Origin of the sequence: Sphingobium sp. B2 (genome assembly GCF_007693735.1) — a bacterium.
Lineage (GTDB): Bacteria > Pseudomonadota > Alphaproteobacteria > Sphingomonadales > Sphingomonadaceae > Sphingobium > Sphingobium xenophagum.
Window position 1 is genome coordinate 734565 of sequence record NZ_VDBZ01000001.1, and the last position, 21977, is coordinate 756541.

Here is a 21977-nt window from a genome sequence, read left to right on the forward strand (position 1 = left end):
TGGCCTTTCGCTTAGGGCTGGTAGCGGGTAAGCCTGTGCCATGACCCGTGCATTACTGGCTCTTGGCCTCCTCGCCCTTCCCGCTCACGCCCAGACGGTCGCGCCGCAGCAACTCGAACAATCGGTCCGCGTTCTGGCGTCCGACCTGTTCGAAGGCCGCGCCCCCGGCACCGTTGGGGAGGAGCGCACGATCGGCTATCTGGTCGGCCGCTTTCAGGCGCTGGGGCTGGAGCCGGGCGGGCCGGATGGGCAATGGGTGCAGAGCGTGCCTCTGCTCCACACCCGGCTGGGCCAGGCGGAGGTGCTGGGCGTCAGGCAGGGAAGCGCCACGACGGCATGGACCGCGGGGAAGGACGTCTATCTTTCCACCCTCCAGCCGCGCGACAAGGTTGCGATCAGCAGCGCGCCATTGCTGTTCGTTGGCTATGGCGTCTCTGCCCCGGAACGCGGCTGGGATGATTTCAAGGGCGCGGACCTGCAAGGCAAGGTCGCCGTCGTTCTGATCAACGATCCGGATTTCGACGCGGCGAAGGGCGATGACTGTCTCTTATACACATCTAGATGTGTATAAGAGACAGGACCTGAAAGGCAAGGACGCCGTCTTTCTGATCAGCGATCCGGATTTCGAAGCGGCGAAGGGCGATGACGCAGCCGGCAAGTTCGGCGACCGGACAATGACCTATTATGGCCGCTGGACCTACAAGTTCGAGGAAGCGGCCCGGCGCGGCGCAGTTGGCGCGCTGATCGTGCATGACACGCCCGGCGCTGGCTATGGCTGGAATGTGGTCGTCAGTCCGGGCGGCGAAAATTATGATCTGGTCCGCGCCCCCGACAAGCTGACCAGCCTCCAGCTACAGGGCTGGATCGAGGGCGGGGCAGCAGCCAGGCTGTTTGCAGGCGCGGGTCTGGACCTTGCAGGCTTGCGCGCGAAGGCGCGGTCGAAAGGCTTTCGGCCCGTGGAGTTGAAGGGGGCCAGCTTTTCCGCCGCTTTCCCCGTGACGCAGGACGTCATCAAGAGCGCCAATGTCCTTGCCCGCATTCCCGGTGCCAAACGGCCTGACGAAACGGTCATGTACGGCGCGCACTGGGATGCCTATGGCAAGGGTGCGCCCGACGCACAGGGGCGGATCTATCGCGCCGGGGCCAATGACGATGCGCTGGGCATCGCCGGCCTGTTCGAGATTGCCCGCGCCTTCAAGGCTGGCCCCGCGCCGGACCGCAGCATCCTGTTCGCGGCCTGGACGGCGGAGGAGCGGGGGCTGCTGGGTTCGGAACATTATGCCCAGAACCCGGTCTGGCCGCTCGACAAAACCGTCGCCAACCTGACGATCGACATTCTCCAGACCGCTGGCAAGGCGAAGGACGTCATTCTGGTGGGCAAGGGGCAGGGGACGCTGGAGGATGACCTGGCCAAGGCTGCCGCTGCGCAGGGCCGGGTCGTGACGCCCGAAAGCCTGCCCGAACGCGGGCTGTTCTACCGTGCCGATCATTTCTCCATGGCCAAGCGGGGCGTGCCGGTGCTGCTGATGATGGGGATTGCGGGCGCGTCCGATCTGGTCGAGGGCGGTCGGGCGGCGGGACAGGCCTGGGTCGATGCCTATACCGGCCAATGCTACCATCAGGCGTGTGATGCAGTCGACGCGACATGGAAACTGGACGGCGCGGCGCAGGATGTGGACCTGATGCTGGCGATCGGCCAAGACCTTGCGACGTCGACCCGCTGGCCGCAATGGAAGCCGGGGTCCGAGTTCAAGTCGGTGCGGGACGCAAGCGCCACCGCACGGCCCTGAGCCTGAAAACCGCGCATCCCGGCCGAAATATCGGCGCGGGATGGAGGTGTCAGGCAGTCAGCCGGTCAGGCAGCCAGCTTTCGCAGCACATATTGCAGGATGCCGCCGTTCAGGAAATATTCCAGTTCGTTGACCGTGTCGATCCGGCAGAGCGCGGTGAAGGTGAAGGTCGAGCCATCGGCACGGGTCACGGCGACTTCGACATCCTGACGGGGCTTGAGCTTCCCAACGCCGGTGATGGTGAAGCTTTCGTCACCGGTAAGGCCCAGCGTGTCGCGCGTGTCGCCATTTTTGAACTGAAGCGGCAGCACGCCCATGCCAACCAGATTGGAGCGGTGGATGCGTTCGAAGCTTTCGACGATGACCGCGCGAACCCCCAGCAGATTGGTGCCCTTGGCCGCCCAGTCGCGTGACGATCCGGTGCCATATTCCTTGCCGCCGATGACGACCAGGGGAGTGCCGTCCGCCTTATGCTTCATCGCCGCGTCATAAATGGGCAGGGTTTCGCCCTTGTAGCGGGTCATGCCCCCCTCGACGCCGTCCAGCATCAGATTCTTGATGCGGATATTGGCGAAGGTGCCGCGCATCATGACTTCATGATGGCCGCGCCGCGCGCCATAGCTGTTGAAATCGGCCTGCGCGACCTGATGCTCGGACAGCCACTTGCCTGCTGGCGAGGATGCCTTGATGGAGCCTGCGGGCGAGATATGGTCGGTGGTGATGGAGTCGCCGAATATAGCCAGCGGCTTGGCCTCGATAATGTCGGTGACGGGGGCCGGGGTCATGCTCAGCCCTTCGAAATAGGGCGGGTTGGCGACATAGGTGGAGCCTGCACGCCACTGATATGTGTCCGATCCGGTAACGTCGATCGCCTGCCAATGGGCGTCGCCCTTATAGACGTTGGCGTAGCGCGCCTGGAACATGGCGCGGTCCACGCAGGTCGCCATAGTCGATGCGATGTCGTCATTGGTGGGCCAGATGTCTTTGAGATAGACGTCCTGCCCGGCGCTGCCGACGCCGATCGGGGTAGTGATGAAATCCTCGATCACCGTGCCCTTGAGCGCATAGGCGACGACGAGCGGGGGAGAGGCCAGGAAGTTGGCGCGCACGTCCGGCGACACGCGGCCTTCGAAATTGCGGTTGCCCGAAATGACGGCGGCAGCGACCAGACCATTGTCGTTGATCGCGGCGCTGATCGGCGGGGCCAGCGGGCCGCTATTGCCGATGCAGGTGGTGCAGCCATAGCCCACCAGATTGAAGCCGATGGCGTCGAGATGCGACTGGAGGCCCGCCTTTTCCAGATAGTCGGTGACAACCTGACTGCCGGGGGCGAGCGAGGTCTTGACCCAGGGCTTTGGCCTGAGGCCCAGTTCGTTCGCCTTCTTGGCGACCAGGCCCGCGGCCAGCATGACGCCGGGGTTCGACGTGTTGGTGCAACTGGTGATCGCCGCGATGGTCACGTCGCCGTCGCCAATGTCGAAATCCTTGCCCTCTACGGCCACGCGCTGCTGCGCTTTCTTGTAGACGTTCGCGAGATCGGCGTTGAACACATCATCGACCTGCGGCAGCGAGACGCGGTCCTGCGGGCGTTTGGGACCGGCCAGGCTGGGGACGACGGTGGCAAGGTCCAGTTCCAGCGTATCGGTAAACACCAGCTCAGCCGACGGATCGATCCAGAAGCCCTGTTCCTTCGCATATGCTTCGACCAGCGCGAGATTTTCGTCGCTGCGGCCGGTCAGGCGCATATAGTCGAGCGTCTTGTCATCGATGCCGAAGAAGCCGCAGGTCGCGCCATATTCGGGCGCCATGTTGGCAAGGGTCGCGCGGTCGGCGAGCGACAGGCTGGCAAGGCCGGGGCCGAAATATTCGACGAAGCGGCCAACCACGCCCTTCTTGCGCAGCATTTCGGTGCAGGTCAGCACCAGATCGGTGGCGGTGACGCCTTCCTTCAATTGGCCGACCATCTTGAAGCCGACGACTTCGGGGATGAGCATGGAGACAGGCTGGCCAAGCATCGCCGCCTCAGCCTCGATACCGCCCACGCCCCAGCCCAACACGCCAAGGCCGTTGATCATGGTGGTGTGGCTGTCGGTGCCGACGCAGGTGTCGGGATAGGCGACGATATTGCCGTCCGCATCGACGGACGACCAGACGGCCTGCGCGATATTTTCCAGATTGACCTGATGGCAGATGCCGGTGCCGGGGGGGACCGCGTAGAAATTGGCGAGGGACTTGCTGCCCCATTTCAGAAAGTCGTAGCGCTCCATATTGCGCTGATATTCAATCTCGACATTCTGTTCGAACGCCTTGGGCGTGCCGAATTCGTCGACCATGACGCTGTGGTCGATGACGAGGTGGACAGGCACCTGCGGATTGATCTTGCTGGCGTCGGCGCCCAGCGCATTCATCGCGTCGCGCATGGCGGCGAGATCGACGACGCAGGGGACGCCGGTGAAATCCTGCAACAGCACGCGGGCTGGGCGATATTGAATTTCGCGCTCGGCCTTGCCCTTGTCCTTCTGCCAGTCGATGATGGCCTGAATATCCTCGATCGTGACGGTGACGCCATCTTCGAAGCGGAGCAGATTTTCGAGCAGCACCTTCATCGAGAAGGGCAGGCGCGACACGTCGCCCAGCTTCGCCGCCGCTTTTTTGAGCGAGTAAAAGGCGATGTCCTTGCCCTCGACATGCAAAATGTCGCGCGTGCCCAATGTGTCCTGTCCGATGGCGGTCATGAAAATGCGTCTCCTCGCGGTAGCATCGGCCCGGTCGGGAGGATGACGCATGATCCGCCCAAAAGCCGGACGGCCTGAGGGCAGGAGGCGCCCCAACCATGGGTCGAAGCAGGTATGTCCCGATGTAGCAGGGAGATAGGAACTAGCGGTGCCAAGTCAATTGCCAAGTCGGTCAAGGCAGATGTTTGGGAGGCAGCTGAGGTCGGGTATCCGCTGTCGACGTGAGACTATCGGGTTCGCCATCATTGGCGTGTCGAACAAAATATTTCCTCCCCTGCAAGGGGAGGTGGATGGCCGCAGGCCAGACGGAGGGGTGTCGCCCTATCGTTAGGGTGACACCCCTCCGTCAGCACTTCGTGCCGACACCTCCCCTTACAGGGGAGGATTGTCTGCCAGACCCCCGATCAGTGGGCGACGGGCGGCGCGAACTTGGTCAGGTCGATGCCGGTGACAGCGCTCTTATACTCATCCATGCTGGGCGTGCGGCCCAATATGGAGGAGAGAACGACGACCGGGGTGGACGCCAGCAGCGATTCACCCTTCTTCTCGTCGGTGTCCTCTACGACGCGGCCCTGGAACAGGCGGGTGGAGGTGGCCATGACGGTATCGCCCCTGGCGGCCTTTTCCTGATTGCCCATGCACAGGTTGCAGCCGGGGCGCTCAAGGTACAGCGTATTTTCGTAGCTGGTGCGGGCAGCGCTCTTGGGTGCGACATCGTCAAATTCGAAGCCGGCATATTTTTTGAGCACGTCCCAGTCGCCTTCGGCCTTCAGCTCGTCGACGATATTATAGGTCGGCGGGGCGACGACCAGCGGGGCCTTGAATTCGACCTTGCCTTCGCTCGCCTCGATATTCTTGAGCATCTGGGCCAGGATTTTCATGTCGCCCTTGTGCACCATGCACGACCCGACGAAGCCCAGATCGACCTTCTTGGTGCCGCCATAATAGGAAACCGGGCGGATGGTGTCGTGGGTGTAGCGCTTCGACACGTCCGCATTGTTGACGTCAGGGTCGGCGATCATCGGTTCGTTGATCAGGTCCAGATCGACCACGACCTCGGCGAAATATTTGGCGTTGGGGTCGGGGGCCAGTGCGGGCTTCACGCCCGACCGGATTTCCGCGATGCGCGCATCCGCCTTGTTGATCAGGCCCTGCAGCGTGCCGGCGGCATTTTCCATGCCCTTGTCGATCATGATCTGGATACGCGACTTGGCGATTTCCAGCGATTCGATCAGCGTTTCGTCCTGCGAGATGCAGATCGACGCCTTGGCCTTCATTTCGGCCGTCCAGTCGGTGAAGGTGAACGCCTGATCGGCCAGCAGCGTACCGATATGGACTTCGATGACGCGGCCCTGGAACACATTTTCGCCGCCGAACTGGGCGAGCATCTGCGCCTGGGTGGCGTGGACGACGTCGCGGAAGTCCATATAGGGCTGCATCTTGCCCTTGAAGGTGACCTTGACCGACTGCGGGATCGGCATGGTCGCTTCGCCGGTGGCAAGAGCCAGGGCAACAGTGCCGGAGTCCGCGCCAAAGGCCACGCCCTTCGACATACGGGTGTGGCTGTCGCCGCCGATGATGATGGCCCAGTCATCGACAGTGATGTCGTTCAGAACCTTGTGAATGACGTCGGTCATCGCATGATAGCGGCCCTTGGGGTCGCGCGCGGTGATGAGGCCGAAATTGTTCATGAAGGACATGAGCTTGGGAATATTGGCCTGCGCCTTCTTGTCCCAGACCGATGCGGTGTGACAGCCCGACTGATAAGCGCCGTCGACCAGCGGCGAGATGACGGTGGCCGCCATAGCTTCGAGTTCCTGCGCGGTCATGAGGCCGGTCGTGTCCTGCGACCCGACGATGTTCACCTTGACGCGCACGTCGGAACCGGCGTGCAGCACCTTGCCCGGCGTGACGCCAACGGCATTGCGGTTGAAGATTTTTTCAACGGCGGTCAGGCCCTGGCCTTCGACCGAGATTTCCTTGTTCGGGGCGAAGACGAGCGGGGCTTCGATGCCCAGCGTTTCAGCAGCGAAGGTCTGAAGCTTCTTGCCGAACACGATGGCGTAGCTGCTGCCCGCCTTCATGAATTCCATCTTCTGCGGGGTGAAGGCGGACGCGACATCGACCAGTTCGTTGCCGGCTTCGTCGGTCAGCTTCTTGTTCTTGACGTCGATTTTGAGCACCGTGCCAGTCGCAACGGAGAATTTTTCCTCCAGCACCGGATTGCCGTCATTATTGAGGATGGGCTTGCCATCCGGGCCGGTCATCTTCACCCAGTTTTTAAGGTTGATGCCGATGCCGCCGGTCACGTCCACGGTGGTCGCGAAGATGGGCGAAATGCCGTTGGTGCCCGCGACGACGGGGGCATAGTTGACGAAGGGCACATAGGGGCTCTGCTGCTTGCCGGCCCACAACGCCACATTGTTGACGCCCGACATGCGTGAGGAGCCGACGCCCATCGTGCCCTTTTCGGCGATCAGCATGACGCGCTTGTCGGGATGCTGGATCTTGAGCGCCTGGATCTGCTGCTGCGCATCCGGCGAGATCATGCACTGGCCGTGCAGTTCGCGGTCGGAACGCGAATGCGCCTGATTGCCCGGCGACAGAAGATCGGTCGAAATATCGCCTTCGCCCGCGATGAAGGTGACGACCTTGATCTCGCCCTCGACATCAGGGAGCTTTACGAAAAATTCGGCGTTGGCGTAGCTTTCCAGCACATCCTTCGCGACTGCGTTGCCCGCCGCGTAAGCGTCACGCAGGCGGAACATGTCAGCATCGTAGAGGAAAACCTGGGTCTTGAGCACGTCGCCCGCCTGAGCCGCGATGGTGGCATCATCGCCCAGCGCAATGTCGAGCAGCACCTTGATCGAAGGGCCACCCTTCATGTGGCTGAGCAGTTCCAGCGCAAAGGCCGGGGTGATTTCCGGCACGGTCACTTCGCCAAGGATGATCTGCTTGAGGAAAGCAGCCTTGACGGCAGCAGCGCTCGTGGTGCCGGGCAATGTGTTGTAAATGAAGAATTTGAGCGCGTCGGCGCGATGTTCGCTTGCTGCGTCCTGGATGATGGTGATGATTTCGCCAAGCAAGACGCCATCGTCGATTGGCTTGGGCGCAAGTCCCTGTGTCTTGCGGCTGTCGATTTCGGCCAGATAATCCAGGTAAATGCTCATCTCTTTCCCAACGTCATAAAGTGTACGGACTCGACGCGCAGCGCCACTTGCCGACTTATGCCCGGTCTGGGGAGCTGTTGGCCCCCCGGTAGTAGAACGGAGGGGTATTGGCAAGTCGCCGCAGCGCAGCAAAAATTGCCAATTCGGACAAGGGGAGGCGCAGACTAGCGCGCCTTTTGCGTGGCGATCCAGGCGTCGATCTGGCTGTCGAGCACCGTCAGCGGCACTGCGCCCTGCGCCAGTACAGCGTCGTGGAAGGCGCGCAGGTTAAATTTCGGCCCCAGCGCGGCCTCTGCCCTGGCCCGCAATTCGCGGATTTTGATCTCGCCCAGCTTGTAGCCGAGCGCCTGTCCCGGCCAGCTGATATAGCGATTAACCTCCGCGTCGATATTGGCGTCGGACAGGGCGCTATTATCCTTCATGAAGGCGACCGCGCGGGCCTTGTCCCACCCCTTGGCATGGATGCCGGTGTCGACGACCAGACGGCAGGCGCGCCACATTTCATAGGACAGGCGGCCCATCATCTTTTCGGGCGTGTCATAGAGGCCCATCTCCTCGCCCAGATATTCGCTGTAGAGCGCCCAGCCTTCGACATAGGCGGTGAAGCTGGCCAGATATTTGCGGAATGGCGGCAGCGGCAATTCCTGTTGCAGCGCGATCTGGTTGTGATGACCGGGCACCGCTTCATGGGCGGTGAGCGCGGGCAGTTCCCAATAGGGGCGCTGGTCCAGCTTCGACGTGTTGACATAATAGGTGCCGGCGATGCCGCTTTCAGGCGCGCCGGGCATGTAATAGGCGGTCGTCGTCCCTTCCGCTTCGGCGGCGGGGATGGGTTTGAGGCCATAGGGCAGGCGCGGCAGCGTGCCGAAATAGCGGGGCAGCAGGCCGTCAATCGTCTTGGCCTGCCGCGCGGCGACTTGCAGCAGTTCCTCCGCCGTTTTGGCATAATAGCGCGGATCGGTGCGCAGATGGGCGATGAAGGCGGCGCGGCTGGGATAGCCCGCCTTGGCCGCGACGTCATCCATGCGGGCGCGGATACGGGCGACTTCGGACAGGCCGATGGCGTGGATCTGGTCGGGGGTAAGGTCGGTCGTCGTATGGGCGCGAACCCGGCTGGCATACCATGCCGCGCCGCCGGGCAGGGTGGAGGCGCTGTCGCTCTTGCGGCAGGCGGGCAGATAGTCCTTCACGAACAGATCGTGCCATTTGGTATATTCGGGCGCGACCACATCGCGGATGAGGGCGGCGGCGCGGGCCTGCATCGCGGCCCAGTCCGCTTCGCCGATGTCGCGGGGCCTGGCGCGGGTGAAGGGCTCGTAGAAGCGCGTGTCCTGCGGCTTGCCCGCGACGATGCCGCTGATGCTGGCGGCATAGTTGCCCAGCACCGAGCAGGGCTGGACATAACCGCCCTTGATCGCCTGCCGCGTGATGGAAAGGGCGTCGGCATTTTGCCGGGGGTAGAGCGAAAGGCGCTTCAGATAGCTGTCATAGTCTGCGCGATTGTAGAAGGGCAGGCCGTCGCTCATGCTGGCAAAGCCCTGATGCCAGCCATAATAAGTGGTGAACAGCATCAGCCGTTCGGCGGGATGGCTTTCCCCGGCGATGTCGTCCCGCAGCATCCACAACAGCACGGCGCGGTTGACCCGGTCGGCGGGGCCAAGGCCGCTGTCGGCGATCGCGTCGAGCCGGGCGACGAAGGTCTGTTCCGCCTTGATCTGCGCGGCCCGGCCAGCCAGCGAAATGTCGTAGATGCGATCGTCATAGTCGCGCACGCCGCGCGCGGTGGCATCGACCGGATGGGCCGACAGCCACCAGGCCCAATGATCGTCCATAACCTTGCCAAGGGCATCATGGGGCGTCTGGGCGTGGGCCAGAACTGGTGTGGCGACGGCGAGAAGGAGGGCGATGATCTTGCGCATGGCACAGGGGATCGCGCGTCCCGGCCGGTTTGGCAAGAGGATCAGGCGGGTGGATCAGGCCGGGGCGACGCCGTCCGCTTCGACGATGTCGTCGCCAGCGTGGTAGCCGCGGACCCGGACCCGCTTTTCGACCAGATCGACCGGGACACGCAGCAGCACGAGCCGGTAGCTGCCGCCCAGATCGCGCTGGAGCAGGAAGCCGGCTGCGTCGCGGATCAATCGACCCGTTTCGTCCACAGCCGCGCCTGTTTCTGCTCCAGCTATATCCATCGGTTCAGTCTATCGCGTCCTTGATGCCCTTGCCAGCCAGCATGCCCAGGACAAGGAAGAGAACAAAGACCGCGAGGGCGATGAAGAACAGGATCTTGGCGATGCCGACAAATGTGCCAGCCGCGCCGCCAAAGCCCAGAATGGCGAGGACGCCGGCGATGACGAGCGAGATAAGGGCGAGTTTCAACATGGTAATATGTCCCTGACGTTGGAAAGGCGATACTTTCCGAACGAGCGGCGGGACCAGCGGTTCCGTGGTCAGACCCAGCCTTCCAGCACCTGGTTGGGCGGACGGTGGCCATCGACCCAGCTGCGGATGTTGGCGATGACGCGCGCGCCGGTGGCGTCGCGGCCTTCGAAGGTGGCGGACCCCATATGCGGCAGCAGCACGACATTGGAGAGGGCGAAGAGGCGGGGATCGACGGCGGGTTCGTGGGTGTAGACGTCCAGCCCTGCGCCCGCGATCCGGCCTTCGTCCAGCGCGGCGATGAGCGCCGCTTCGTCGGTGATTTCGGCGCGGGAGGTGTTGATGAGATAGGCGTCGGGCCGCATCAGTGCGATGCGGCGTGCGTCGATCAACCCGCGCGTGTCGCCGTTGAGCGGGCAGTGGATCGACACGATGTCGCAGGCGGCGAGCAGGCCGTCCACGTCGCCCACCCATTCCGCCTCCAGTTCCTGCTCTACCTCGAACGGCAGGCGGTGGCGGTTGTGATAGGCGATGGTCAGGCCAAAGGCGCGGGCGCGGCGGGCGACGGCGCGGCCGATGCGACCCATGCCGATGATGCCCAGCTTCTTGCCGCCGATGCGGTGGCCCAGCATCCCCGACGGGCTCCAGCCGCGCCACTCGCCACTGCGCACCAGCTTCTCCCCTTCGGCCAGGCGGCGGGGGACCGACAGGATCAGCGCCATCGTCATGTCGGCGGTGTCTTCGGTCAGGACGCCGGGCGTATTGGTGACGATGATGCCCTTCGCGCGGGCGGCAGCGAGATCGATATGATCGACGCCGCTGCCGAAGCTGGCCAGGAGTTGCAGCCGGTCCGGCGCGGCGGCGATCAGCGTGGCGTCGATCTGGTCGCTGATGCAGGGCACCAGCACGTCGCACTGGGCCATGGCGCGGGCGAGTTCGGTGCGGCTCATCGGTTGATCACCGACATTGAAGCTGGCGTCGAACAGTTCGGCCATGCGCGCCTCCACATTGGGGGGCAGGCGTCGCGTGACGATGACGCGCGGCTTGGCGGGGCGCGGTTTTTTGGCCATGCCAAGGCCGCTATGCCTGGCCGCGCCATCGGTCAAGCGCTTATGGTGGATCGGGCAAGTCAGCAGTTGTCGCGGGGGCGGCGCAGCGGCTATGGGAAGGCCATGGGTGACAGGAAAAACAGGGCGGGCATGAAGCGCATTTTGCTGGGCGCGGGCGTGGTCATGGCGCTGGGCGCAGCGGGCGGCGCAGCGATCGCGGCGGGCAAGCCTGTGCCGTACTGGGCCTCGATTTCGCAGCCGGAGGCGCGGATGCGGGTCGGGCCGAGCCTGGATTACCCGTCCAACTGGATCTACCGCCGCCGCGACCTGCCGGTGAAGGTGGTGCAGGTGCTGGGCCTGTGGCGCAAGGTCGAGGACCCGGACGGCGCGCAGGGGTGGATGCATGTCCGCCTGCTGAGCGACACGCCGACCGGGGTGGTGCGCGCGGCCGAAGCGCCGATGCGCGAATCGGCCAGCGATAGTGCGCGGACATTGTTTCGCGCGCAAAAGGGCGTGGTTGGGCGCCTGTCCGACTGTTCGGGCGGCTGGTGCAGCTTCGACGTGAAGGGACAACGCGGCTATGTGAAGGCGCAGGACGTCTGGGGCGCGACGGATAAATAGGATGTGCGGGGCTTAACTTCGCATATTTCCCGGTGATCGTGATATTTTCGTGCGTGCTGCGGGCAGAATGTTACGCGGGCCGGTGGTTTGGCGCGGCGCGGAACTTCGCAAACTTCGCCCATGTCGCGCGTGGGGGATTTCGCGGACGTGCTGGGGTGGACGATGGGAAAGAGCCGGGCGCGAGTGTAGCAGGTGGCGGGGGTGTAGGACAGGTGTGGGGCTGGTGCCAGCTGGGGCCGTATGTCGGGCTGGGGTGGATGCACGAACCCGCTGCGCGGGAGTGGTGCCCATGGTGAGCTATCCATGACAACGAGAACGTCCCGCCTGGATTGAGCAGTGCCCGTAATGGGCCGACCCTTTTGGCTCCTTCAACATGAGGAGTCGAACGATGAACGAGCTTGTTCCGGTTGGCCCGATCAGCCCGCTACGCCAGCGGCTGATCGACGATATGACGATGCGCCGGTTCTCACGCGAGACGCAGCGCAACTACCTGCGCGACGTCGGGCGGTTTGCGACCTGGCTGGGGCGCTCGCCGCACACCGCGACCGCCGAGGATGTCCGGCGGTTCCAGATCGAGCAGCAGGACGCCGGCGTTCCGGCGCCGACCATGAACAGCATCGTCGCGGCGCTGCGGTTCTTCTTCACCCACACGCTCGACCGACCCGAACTCGCGCGTAAGCTGGTCCGCACCGCGCATGCTCGTAAGATCCCGGTGGTGCTGACCTTGGCCGAGGTGAAGCGGCTGCTCGATTCCACGACCTGCCTCAAGCATCAGGCGGCACTGTCGGTCGCCTATGGTGCCGGACTGCGCGTTTCCGAGGTCTCGGTGCTCAAGGTCAGCGACGTCGACAGCAAGCGCATGCTGCTACGGATCGAGCGCGGCAAAGGCGGGCGCTACCGGAACGCCATGCTGCCCGAAGGCTTGCTCGTGTTGCTACGTGAGTGGTGGCGCGCTGGTCGGCAGCAGGGGATCATGCTTCCGAACGGTTGGCTCTTCCCGGGCCAGAACGCAACAGTGCCGATCAGCACGCGGCAGCTGTATCGCATCGTCGTCGAGGCGGCCGAGGCAGCCGATATCGCCAAGCGGGTCGGCCCGCATACCCTGCGGCATAGCTTCGCCACGCACTTGCTCGAAGACGGTGTCGATATCCGCGTCATCCAGGCGCTGCTTGGTCACGCCAAGCTCAACACCACCGCCTTTTACACCCAGGTAGCGACCAAGACGATGCGCGCGGTGACCAGTCCGCTCGACCGGCTGATGATCCCGAGCGGGGGAACGCCCGACGGTTGAGGCGAGGTGCGCACCTCCATCGAGGTCGCCGATATCTTCCGAACTGCAGGGCCGACGTATCGGTTGGCCCATGCCGGGCATCTGAGCCTGCACCAGCTCAAGATCATGTCGGCGATCGAACAGTGTCGCACGGCGGCAATGGGCGGCCACGTCGAGGCCTGCGAGGACTGCGGCCATTGGCGTGTCGCCTATAACAGCTGTCGCAACCGGCACTGTCCCAAGTGCCAGGGCGCTGCCGCGCGCACGTGGCTCGCCGACCGCGAGGCCGACCTGCTGCCGGTCGGCTACTTCCACGTGGTCTTCACCCTGCCGGCCGAGGTCGGTGCCATCGCCTTTTACAACAAGGCGCTGATCTACGATCTGCTGTTCCGCGCAGCGTCGGAGACGATGCAGATCATCGCCGCGGACCCGAAGCATCTCGGCGCACGGATCGGCATCACCGCCGTGCTCCACACCTGTTGGAGTGGACGACCCCCAGCGGCATCGAATGTGCCAGAATGAGTTGTCAACGCTCAAACAAGGGAGCCGCCCGTGGAACAGCTTATCAGAATCGGAATGGATACGTCGAAGAGTGTTTTTCAGCTTCATGGAGTGAATGCGGCCGAGGAGGTCGTTCTTCGTCGCAAGCTGCGTCGGAAGGACATGGTGACGTTCTTCGAAAAACTGCCGCCGACCGTCGTGGCGATCGAGGCGTGCGGTGCCTCGCATCACTGGGCGCGCCTGCTCACCTCATTCGGTCACGAGGTGAAGCTGATAGCCGCACAGCTGGTTAAGCCGTACGTCAAGCGTGGGAAGAATGACGCAGCCGACGCCGAGGCCCTGTGCGAAGCAATGAGCCGACCGACTATGCGGTTTGTGCCAGTAAAGACGGCCGATCAGCAGGCCGTGTTGATGCTGATGGGTGTGCGTGACCGGTTGATCCGCAACCAGACGCAGCTCTCGAACGCTATCCGCGGCTTTGCTGCAGAGTTCGGGCTGACGGCCGCCCGGGGTATCGATCATCTCGGTCGATTGCTTGATCAGCTGCAAGCCGACAACAGCCTTCCTTCATTGGCCCGCGAATTGTTCGCGGCCCACGCGGAAGAATATAAGCAGCTTCAGGCAAAAATCGCGGAGGTCGATGCCAAGCTGGCAGCCTGGCAGAAAACTGAGCCTCACTGCAATCGCCTAGCGAAGATCCCCGGTATCGCAGCGATCGGCGCCGCATTGCTCGTGATGAAGACGCCGGCACCAGAGAGGTTTGCCTCAGGGCGCCAGTTCGCTGCCTGGATCGGCCTGACACCGAAAGATCACTCCACCGCCGGCAAAGTCAGGCATGGCGGCATCACCCGCGCAGGCGATGAAGGGTTGCGCAGCGTCCTGGTGGCGGGCGCCACAGCGGTCGTCAGGCACGTCGCCGCGGGCACCAGCAAAAATGCCTTCGCGCCTTGGGTGGAACAGTTGCTCAAGCGCAAGGCTCCCAAACTCGTCGCCGTTGCTCTCGCCAACAAGATGGCTCGCATAGCCTGGAAGCTGATGGTTACCGGCCAAAGCTACGCCGGCAAGACTGCACCGGTCGAGATAGCCGTCGCCGCATAGAGGTCAGCCAACGCGGGGAGCAAAGAGATGCAACCGCGCTGAGCCGATGCCCGAACTTGCAAGGAAAAAGCAGATGGTGTGATCGATCGATCCCGACGTAGGAAAATCCGGTAGCCCCAATGGCCTTCGAGGTCGCACACTTGGCTGGAACCGACGTCGCGGAAACCATCTTGGCCAGCGTTCACTCGAGCGCGCAAAAAGGCCGGACATATGGAAGCAAGCGATCTGATCAAATTAATGCCCAAGAAAGACCTTGTAAGAGGGGGTCGTCCACATATGGGGCTCGGCGCTAACCCACCACCCGCACATCCACATGATTGTCCCCGGCGGCGGCATCGCGCTCGACGGCACGCGTTGGGTCTCGGCGCGTCCGGCGTTCCTGTTGCCGGTACGTGTGCTCGGCGCGCTGTTCCGCCGCCTGTTCCTCACACGACTGCTCGCGCTCTACGATGCCGGACAGCTCGCCTTCTTCGGCAGCATGGCGCATCTCACCGAACGGCGCGCATTCCTGCGCCACCTGTCGCCGGTCCGCAAAAAGCGCTGGGTGGTCTATGCCAAGCCGCCATTCGCCGGGCCCGAAGCGGTCCTCGCCTATCTGTCGCGCTACACTCACCGCGTCGCCATCTCGAACAGCCGCCTTCTCCGCTTCGACGAGGACGGCGTTACCTTCCGCTACAAGGACTATCGCCGCGGCGGCGCCGACCGGCAGCAGGTGATGACGCTTGGTGCCGACGAGTTCATCCGCCGCTTCCTGCTCCACGACTTGCCCAAGGGCTTTCACCGCATCCGTCATTATGGCCTGCTCGCCAGCGGTACGCGCAAGGACAGTCTCGAACGGGCCCGCCAACTGCTCGCGGTCGCGCCGCCTGCTGTCGATGACATGCCCGCCGAACCGCCAGATGCCCGGCCGCCGTGCTCGTGCTGCGGTGGACGCATGATCGTCATCGAGATCTTGGAACGCCGGTACCAGCCTCGCGCGCCCCCATGCTTCGCAGCATCATCCGAGAGACAGGCGTCGTGACCCGGCACGGCACATCATCGACAGACCCCGTGACGACCGCGCTCCCGGGAAGGCCGGAGTCTGCTTCCCACCTGTCGAAAAGCGGACGCCAACTGCCCGAAAGCGGACCGTCCGACTGTGAGCGACCTTCGCGACCGCCGGAAAGCAGACCGTCCGCTTTCAAATACGTCCGCTTATCCACCGCGCCCGCCACCGCCCAGAGCCGCCCAAAGTCGAAATCCCCATAGACCATCGCAGGGGGCCCGCGGGTTCGGGCACCGCCGACTTTCCGACGCCTCTCGGCGTCCGAAACTCTAAACGGGAGCGGACTGTCGGGTTTCCGCAGAGTTTTTAGAATAGCAGCCGTCAAGCCTCGCCGTTACAGAATGGGCCTTCCCGTTTTCGAGATTTTGCGTCGAGCGTCACGGTCAGCACATCACAACCACCGTCCATTATAGATGGCAAATTTCTATAATCGTCCACCCAGCGGCGTTGACCGGCAGAAAGGTTATAGAACTCATTCTGACGGTCTCGATCATCAGGGACAACGAATATGCCCACGATCTTACCATCAGGCTCTGCCGCATAGTATCGGGCATACTCCTCCCATGGATGAGCGTCCGCAGGTATGACAAGCGTATTCTCTACGCTGTTCATTATCTCATCATGATGTTCATCGACCGAGGAAGAACAGCCAATAAGCAGTAGTGGAAGGAAAAACGAACGAAGACGTTGCATGATGCCAGCCTGTCATCTCATTTCGACGTCCGCAAGCAGACAAACGAAACCTCCTGCTTATAGGCAATTTCTGGTCGTTCCCGATCATCCTCCCCTGCAAGGGGAGGTGGATGGCCGTAGGCCAGACGGAGGGGTATCAGCCTCTCGATAGGGCGACACCCCTCCACCACTTCGTGGTCCCCCTCCCCTTGCAGGGGAGGAATGTGCGGGCGCTTCCGGTCGTTATGCGAAATGACAGGGATCAACAGGGTCCGTGCCAGAAGATGCCTTGCCCAAGGTCGGAATAGCATTCTTCTGGCATTGGTAGGTTTTGCTGTCTTTTCGGAACCGCATAGCCGTAGCCACCATCAAGGCCTCGCTTCACGATGATATCGACGCCCCAATGATGGACTGTCACCGCCTTCGGGTTGAGGCTAGCGATCTTTGGTGGCACCCTTCGTATCGGAATATCTACCCATTCATCCGACGGGCTGAGCGGACGATCTGTCATCAATGACTGAGTCTCGCTTTCTATGGCGCGGAGCATTACGGGATCGGAAATGGGGGAAGTGCAACCGCTAAGAAATGCGGGCGCGAAGGACATTGCGGCCACTACAATTATGTTTCTCGATCTGCCCATTGCTGCATTAACAGGCTGCGGAAAAAGGCGCCGCAGTGGTCACCGTCGATCTGCGTTCGAAGGAGGGGGACTGGTCTGTCGCTCGTTTCAGGGTGAAATTCGGAGATACCGGCCACGTTGGCGCGGTCGTGGTGACGTGAGCGACACGATTAGGCCGCGGCCAGAAGTTTTGGCAGTCTGATGAGGTTGTAGGCGGCAGCGGTGAGCGTAAAGGACCATCCGACGCGGTCCTGGCCTCGATGGCGGGTCTTTCGCATGGTGCCGCAGGTCTTCGTCCATCCGAACACCTCCTCGATCCGCTTGCGGATTTTCTGGGAGAGGCCGTAGCCGGGATGGCGTGTCGTGCGCCTGTCGATGGCGGAGCGCCGGTTGGTGTTGTTCTGGGCTACGTGCGGGGTGACCTCCATCTCGCGCAGCGCCGCGACGAAGGCGGCGGTGTCGTAGTTCTTGTCCGCGCCCAGTGTAATCCGGTGGCGTCCTTCCATGCGGCCCAACATGGTCAGCGCGGCCTCGCGTTCGGCGGTGCCGGTGGCGTGGGTGAGGATCGCATCGACGACGAGGCCGTTGCGGTTCTCCATCAGGACATGGCCCATGTGGCACAGCTTCGCTGCCTGGCCGCGCGCCTTCTTGAATAGTCGGGCATCAGGATCTGTGGTCGATGCATGGGTTGCATTGCTGCGCTTCTCGCCGCGAAAATCGCGTTCGGCATTACGGTCGGTCGGCGCTGCTGCCTGCTCGCTGCGGCTGGAAGCCAACCCGGCGTCATCGTCATCTCCGGGGCCGCCTTCATCCTTGGGTCTGAAGCTTTTCGCGCTTGCCCACGCTTCGATCAACGTGCCGTCCACCGAGAAATGATCGTCCGAAAGAAGAGCTTGCACGCGTGGCTGGTTGATGATGGCCGACAGGAGCTTGGCGGCAACGTCCCCGGACAGCAGCCTCTCGCGGTTCTTGGTGAAGACCGTGACATCCCAGATCGGCGCATCCATCGCCAGGCCGACGAACCAGCGAAAGAGCAGGTTGTAGTCCATCTGCTCCATCAACTGGCGTTCCGAGCGGATCGAATAGAAGGCCTGCAGGAGCAAGGCCCGAAGAAGTTTCTCGGGTGGGATCGACGGCCTCCCGATACGAGAATACAGGCCGTCGAAGTCCGCGGACAGCACTTCGAGCGCTTCATCGACAATCGCCCGGATCGCGCGAAGAGCATGGTTCGCCGGCACCCGAGCCTCGCAACTCACGTACGAGAACAGCCCCTCGCTCCGTTCATCACCGCCGCGCATCCCGATCCCTTCAACATCCCTCTACGGGATCCTGGAATCAGCAATGCCACATCAAGGCAAGCGCCTTTTTCCGCAGCCTGTTAAAGCATATGGGAAGTGTGCCCGCTATCGGGCAGGCTTAAAATAGCTTCGAGAAGCAATAACTGGTCGTTCCCGATCATCCTCCCCTGTACGGGGAGGTCGATGGCCGCAGGCCAGACGGAGGGGTATCAGCCTCTCGATAGGGTGACACCCCTCCACCACTTCGTGGTTCCCCTCCCCTTGGGAGGAATTTATTGTCGCTCCTCTTGGGTCATGGCGGGCGCTGCGCCGGTCGGAGGGTGACGAAGGTGGGTGTGGTGGCCTCTTGGTAGTGTGCGCCGCCAGTGCCGGTTCCCTTCATCCAACGTCGCCTACCTCATAGCGATCGGTAAGGCTTTGTATCCTTCTCTCCCGTGGGGAGAAGGGTTCAGTGCCGTCGTCATCCTGACGGAAGTCGGGATCCAGGGCGGTGTGTAGCTGCCCTGGATGCTGGATCAGGTCCGGCATGACGGTTGAATTGATGTCCGGCCTTCGGTGCTAGCCTGTGCCCCTCACGCCTCCGGGCGGGTCCAGATCCAGGTGCCGCCGATCAGGGCGGCGGTGAGGGGGAGGAGGTACCAGGGCCAGGGGGAGAGGAAGAGGGCCAGGGTGGCGCTGAAGGCGAAGGCGGCGAGCGCGGCTTTCTTGCCGTGGCGGCTGATCGCGCCGCGTTCTCGCCAGCTGCGGATATGGGGGCCGAAAATCCGGTGGTCGAGCAGCCTGGCCTCCAGCGCGGGGCTGGAGCGGGCGAAGCAGAAGGCGGCGAGGATCATGAAGGGGACGGTGGGCAGTAGCGGCAGGAAGGCGCCGATGGTGCCCAGGCCCAGCGAGGCGAAACCGGCGATGAGGTAGAGGTGCCGCCGCATGGGGTTCCTGTTCTGGCCGGGGGTGGGTGATGCGTGCGATGCTATTGCTTCGCAGGGGCTGGGGTGGATGGCAAGGGTGACGTTGGCGCCCCGCTCCCTCTTCCAACTTCTCCCCCGTGGGGAGAAGGGGTGTTAGGCCGCTGGTAGTCTTAGACGCACGAGGAGGCCGCCCAGATCCTCGCTTTCTTCGAGGGTGACGGTGCCGCCGTAGATTTCCGCCACGTCGCGGACGATGGCGAGGCCAAGGCCGGTGCCGGGCTTGCCGGAATCGAGGCGGACGCCGCGGTCGAATATGCGGGTGCGTTCTTGCGCCGGGATGCCGTGGCCGTCATCCTCGACCAATATTTCGACCATGTCGCCCGCGCGCTGGACGGTGGCGAACACGCTGCCGCCACCATATTTGGCGGCGTTTTCGACGAGGTTGCCGAGCATTTCGTCGAGATCCTGCCGCTCGACGCGCACGGCGGCGTCCTTCGATCCGTCCATGTCGACGCGGACGTGGGAATAGAGGCGGGCGACGGCGCGTTCGACGGCGGTGAGGCTGGCCCACACGTCGGCGCGGCTTTGGGCGGCACCCCGCCGACCGACGGCGCGGGCGCGGGCGAGGTGATGATCGACCTGCCGCCGCATCGTCGTGGCTTCGCGGATCACGGTTTCGCCAAGATCGGCCGACTGGGCCGTCGCCGCGTTCATGATGACGGTCAGCGGGGTCTTGAGCGCATGGGCGAGATTGCCCGCATGGGTGCGCGCTTCTTCCGCCTGCCGTTCATTGTGGGCGAGCAGGGCGTTGAGTTCCTCCACCATGGGCAGCACTTCGGCGGGCATGGGTTCGGTGACGCGGCTTTTGAGGCCGTCGCGCATGCGGATGATTTCCAGCCGCACCTTGCGCAGGGGGCGCAGGCCATAGAGGGTCTGGAGCGTGGCCAGCACGAACAGGCCAAGCGCGAGCAGCGCGAAGCTTTGCACCAGCGTGGTGCGCAGCGTGCGAATCTGGGCGTTCAGACCCGCGCGCGCCTGCGCCACGATGAACATCCAGCGCGTGTTCGATCCGGGCAGGACCACGCTGCGTTCCATGATGCGCAAATCCTCGCCAGGGAATTGCTTGCTGTCATAGACGTGGAGGCGGCGGTCATGATGGTCGAACGGCACCTTGATCGCGCGGTCCCAGAGCGAGCGGGAGCGCCAATCCTCATGCCCCTTCGCACTCACCTGATAATAGAGGCCGCTATTGGGTTCCAGAAAGCGCTGGTCGGCCAGTTCGCGGTTGAAAAGGACTTCGCCGTCCGGGCCGATTTCCGACGCGGCGATCATCGCGGTCAGCACATAATTCATGCCGTCGTCGAAATTGCGGGTGATGGCGTCCGACAGCACCCGGTCCAGCGCCACGCCGCCGCCGATCAGCAGCACGCTGATCCACAGCGCGGCAATGCCGATCATCCGGCGGCTGATGGAGCCGGTGGAGCGGACGGGGGGAGGGGTGATGGGATCGGTCATGCGTATCCCACTTTACCGTTCGCCCTGCGCGAAGTCGAAGGGGTCCACTGAGCGGAGCGAAGTGCCTTCACTGCGTTCAGGTGAAGGCTTCGACTTCGCTCAGCCCGAACGGATGTCGGGTTTGGTATCAGCGCCCCGGCTCGTCCAGGCTGTAGCCCAGGCCGCGGATGGTGGTGATGACGTCGGCGCCCAGTTTTTTGCGGATGCGGGTGACGAACACTTCGATCGTGTTGGAATCGCGGTCGAAATCCTGATCGTAAATATGTTCGATCAATTCGGTGCGGCTGACCACCTTGCCCTTGTGATGGAGCAGGTAGGAGAGCAATTTATATTCCTGCGCGGTGAGCTTTACCGGATCGCCGCTGAGCGTCACCTTGCCTGAGCGGGTGTCGAGGCGGACGTCGCCTGCGGTAAGTTCGCTCGACGCATTGCCCGATGCGCGGCGGATGAGCGCGCGCAGGCGGGCGATGAGTTCTTCGGACTGGAAGGGTTTGGCGAGATAGTCGTCCGCGCCCGCGTCCAGCCCCGCCACCTTGTCCGACCAGCTGTCGCGCGCGGTCAGCACCAGCACCGGGAAGGCGCGGCCTTCCTTGCGCCAGCGGTCCAGCACCGTCAGGCCGTCAATGGTCGGCAGGCCCAGGTCGAGCACGACCGCATCGTAATTTTCGGTGGAGCCGAGGAAATGCCCATCCTCGCCATCGGTGGCGAGGTCGACGGCATAGCCAGCACCCTCCAGCGTGTTCCTGAGCTGCTGGCCCAGACTTGGTTCATCCTCGACGATCAGCAGACGCATGGGCTGTTCCGTTTCTTTTCTGTGTCAGGCGCGGTCAGCGCGCCCAGCCGATGATATTGCCTGTCCGGCCGTCCGCATCAACCCACATGACCTTTCCGTCCTTCACATATTTCAGGCGGTAGCGGTTGGAGGAAGGGTCGAATTCGCTGCCGACATAGCTGGCCCCGTTCATCTGCGAATCGACGCGGCGCTTGATCATGGCAAAGGGCATGACCTGCCCGTCGAGCATGGCCCGGCGCGCGGCGTCCTGCTCGTCGCGGCGTCCGCCAGCGTCGGCGACCGGGACCAGTGCGATTGCGGCCCCCATGGCGATGATTCCGGCGATCAGGCTTTTGCGCATCATTGTCATGGGCATGGCATAGGCGACAGGCATTGAACAGGTGGTGAATGGGGGAGGATGAGGTGTTTGCGCTATTTCATCCTCCCCCGGCGGGGGAGTGGCTGGCCGCAGGCCAGACGGAGGGGTGTTGCCCTATCGAGAGGGTGACCCCCCTCCGTCAACGCTTCGCGTTACCACCTC

Annotated in this window: 15 protein-coding genes and 3 pseudogenes; 6 read left to right on the top strand and 12 right to left on the bottom strand. The window is 63.2% G+C overall.

Annotated features, from left to right (window positions below; all coding sequences use genetic code 11):
• Nucleotides 1–40: 40 nt before the first annotated feature.
• A pseudogene (locus FE851_RS03690) lies at nucleotides 41–1790 on the top strand (M20/M25/M40 family metallo-hydrolase).
• A gap of 65 nt (nucleotides 1791–1855) precedes the next feature.
• Here FE851_RS03690 and acnA read toward each other — a convergent pair.
• The 6 genes from acnA to FE851_RS03720 form a co-directional block, all read right to left on the bottom strand.
• A complete protein-coding gene (acnA, locus tag FE851_RS03695) occupies nucleotides 1856–4525 on the bottom strand; it encodes an aconitate hydratase AcnA (RefSeq protein ID WP_145199887.1) in 2670 nt (889 codons plus the stop codon).
• A 404-nt stretch (nucleotides 4526–4929) separates the two neighbouring features.
• Entirely contained in the window at nucleotides 4930–7695 is a 2766-nt protein-coding gene (locus FE851_RS03700) for a bifunctional aconitate hydratase 2/2-methylisocitrate dehydratase (protein WP_107125168.1), read from the bottom strand.
• Nucleotides 7696–7859: 164 nt separating this feature from the next.
• A complete protein-coding gene (locus FE851_RS03705; RefSeq protein WP_145199890.1) occupies nucleotides 7860–9614 on the bottom strand; it encodes a DUF885 domain-containing protein in 1755 nt (584 codons plus the stop codon).
• Between the two features lie 54 nt (nucleotides 9615–9668).
• Complete coding sequence (locus FE851_RS03710; RefSeq protein ID WP_145199892.1) at nucleotides 9669–9884, bottom strand: DUF5818 domain-containing protein; 216 nt, start codon at nucleotides 9882–9884, stop codon at nucleotides 9669–9671.
• Nucleotides 9885–9888: 4 nt separating this feature from the next.
• Nucleotides 9889–10074 (bottom strand): DUF1328 domain-containing protein, encoded by a 186-nt coding sequence (locus tag FE851_RS03715; RefSeq protein WP_017184339.1) that lies wholly within the window; start codon nucleotides 10072–10074, stop codon nucleotides 9889–9891.
• Nucleotides 10075–10142: 68 nt separating this feature from the next.
• Entirely contained in the window at nucleotides 10143–11141 is a 999-nt protein-coding gene (locus FE851_RS03720; protein ID WP_017184338.1) for a 2-hydroxyacid dehydrogenase, read from the bottom strand.
• Between the two features lie 129 nt (nucleotides 11142–11270).
• Here FE851_RS03720 and FE851_RS03725 point away from each other — a divergent pair, with 129 nt between their 5' ends.
• From FE851_RS03725 to FE851_RS03745, 5 genes and pseudogenes are all read left to right on the top strand, one after another.
• Nucleotides 11271–11741, top strand: coding sequence for an SH3 domain-containing protein (locus tag FE851_RS03725; RefSeq protein ID WP_261370842.1), 471 nt, complete (start codon nucleotides 11271–11273; stop codon nucleotides 11739–11741).
• 388 nt (nucleotides 11742–12129) lie between these two features.
• On the top strand, nucleotides 12130–13032 hold the full coding sequence (locus FE851_RS03730) for a tyrosine-type recombinase/integrase (RefSeq protein WP_145199898.1): 903 nt from the start codon (nucleotides 12130–12132) through the stop codon (nucleotides 13030–13032).
• Between the two features lie 6 nt (nucleotides 13033–13038).
• A pseudogene (locus FE851_RS03735) lies at nucleotides 13039–13488 on the top strand (transposase zinc-binding domain-containing protein); the annotation flags it as partial.
• Nucleotides 13489–13563: 75 nt separating this feature from the next.
• Nucleotides 13564–14610 (top strand): IS110 family transposase, encoded by a 1047-nt coding sequence (locus tag FE851_RS03740; protein ID WP_066521554.1) that lies wholly within the window; start codon nucleotides 13564–13566, stop codon nucleotides 14608–14610.
• A 265-nt stretch (nucleotides 14611–14875) separates the two neighbouring features.
• A pseudogene (locus FE851_RS03745) lies at nucleotides 14876–15631 on the top strand (transposase); the annotation flags it as partial.
• A gap of 345 nt (nucleotides 15632–15976) precedes the next feature.
• Here the strand turns inward: FE851_RS03745 and FE851_RS03750 are convergent.
• The 6 genes from FE851_RS03750 to FE851_RS03775 all read right to left on the bottom strand — a co-directional run bounded on the left by FE851_RS03750 (nucleotide 15977) and on the right by FE851_RS03775 (nucleotide 21830).
• Nucleotides 15977–16348: a hypothetical protein gene (locus FE851_RS03750; RefSeq protein WP_145199901.1), complete on the bottom strand. Its 372-nt coding sequence runs from the start codon at nucleotides 16346–16348 to the stop codon at nucleotides 15977–15979.
• A 768-nt stretch (nucleotides 16349–17116) separates the two neighbouring features.
• On the bottom strand, nucleotides 17117–18244 hold the full coding sequence (locus FE851_RS03755; protein WP_103098074.1) for an IS5 family transposase: 1128 nt from the start codon (nucleotides 18242–18244) through the stop codon (nucleotides 17117–17119).
• Nucleotides 18245–18816: 572 nt separating this feature from the next.
• Nucleotides 18817–19170: a YbaN family protein gene (locus tag FE851_RS03760; protein WP_145199903.1), complete on the bottom strand. Its 354-nt coding sequence runs from the start codon at nucleotides 19168–19170 to the stop codon at nucleotides 18817–18819.
• A gap of 132 nt (nucleotides 19171–19302) precedes the next feature.
• Complete coding sequence (locus FE851_RS03765; protein ID WP_017182726.1) at nucleotides 19303–20607, bottom strand: sensor histidine kinase; 1305 nt, start codon at nucleotides 20605–20607, stop codon at nucleotides 19303–19305.
• Between the two features lie 184 nt (nucleotides 20608–20791).
• Nucleotides 20792–21457, bottom strand: coding sequence for a response regulator transcription factor (locus FE851_RS03770; RefSeq protein ID WP_006953141.1), 666 nt, complete (start codon nucleotides 21455–21457; stop codon nucleotides 20792–20794).
• Between the two features lie 34 nt (nucleotides 21458–21491).
• On the bottom strand, nucleotides 21492–21830 hold the full coding sequence (locus FE851_RS03775; protein ID WP_017182725.1) for a hypothetical protein: 339 nt from the start codon (nucleotides 21828–21830) through the stop codon (nucleotides 21492–21494).
• Between the last annotated feature and the right edge of the window lie 147 nt (nucleotides 21831–21977).

What these genes read in the sequence shown, in the direction of transcription:
- FE851_RS03730 (WP_145199898.1), top strand. Translation starts at nt 12,130, where the DNA reads ATGAACGAGCTTGTTCCGGTTGGCCCGATCAGCCCGCTACGCCAGCGG.
- FE851_RS03725 (WP_261370842.1), top strand. Translation starts at nt 11,271, where the DNA reads ATGAAGCGCATTTTGCTGGGCGCGGGCGTGGTCATGGCGCTGGGCGCA.
- FE851_RS03765 (WP_017182726.1), bottom strand. Translation starts at nt 20,607, where the DNA reads ATGATCGGCATTGCCGCGCTGTGGATCAGCGTGCTGCTGATCGGCGGC.
- FE851_RS03700 (WP_107125168.1), bottom strand. Translation starts at nt 7,695, where the DNA reads ATGAGCATTTACCTGGATTATCTGGCCGAAATCGACAGCCGCAAGACA.
- FE851_RS03720 (WP_017184338.1), bottom strand. Translation starts at nt 11,141, where the DNA reads ATGGCCAAAAAACCGCGCCCCGCCAAGCCGCGCGTCATCGTCACGCGA.
- FE851_RS03705 (WP_145199890.1), bottom strand. Translation starts at nt 9,614, where the DNA reads ATGCGCAAGATCATCGCCCTCCTTCTCGCCGTCGCCACACCAGTTCTG.
- FE851_RS03710 (WP_145199892.1), bottom strand. Translation starts at nt 9,884, where the DNA reads ATGGATATAGCTGGAGCAGAAACAGGCGCGGCTGTGGACGAAACGGGT.
- FE851_RS03715 (WP_017184339.1), bottom strand. Translation starts at nt 10,074, where the DNA reads ATGTTGAAACTCGCCCTTATCTCGCTCGTCATCGCCGGCGTCCTCGCC.
- FE851_RS03750 (WP_145199901.1), bottom strand. Translation starts at nt 16,348, where the DNA reads ATGCAACGTCTTCGTTCGTTTTTCCTTCCACTACTGCTTATTGGCTGT.
- FE851_RS03775 (WP_017182725.1), bottom strand. Translation starts at nt 21,830, where the DNA reads ATGCCTGTCGCCTATGCCATGCCCATGACAATGATGCGCAAAAGCCTG.
- FE851_RS03770 (WP_006953141.1), bottom strand. Translation starts at nt 21,457, where the DNA reads ATGCGTCTGCTGATCGTCGAGGATGAACCAAGTCTGGGCCAGCAGCTC.
- FE851_RS03760 (WP_145199903.1), bottom strand. Translation starts at nt 19,170, where the DNA reads ATGCGGCGGCACCTCTACCTCATCGCCGGTTTCGCCTCGCTGGGCCTG.
- FE851_RS03755 (WP_103098074.1), bottom strand. Translation starts at nt 18,244, where the DNA reads ATGCGCGGCGGTGATGAACGGAGCGAGGGGCTGTTCTCGTACGTGAGT.
- acnA (WP_145199887.1), bottom strand. Translation starts at nt 4,525, where the DNA reads ATGACCGCCATCGGACAGGACACATTGGGCACGCGCGACATTTTGCAT.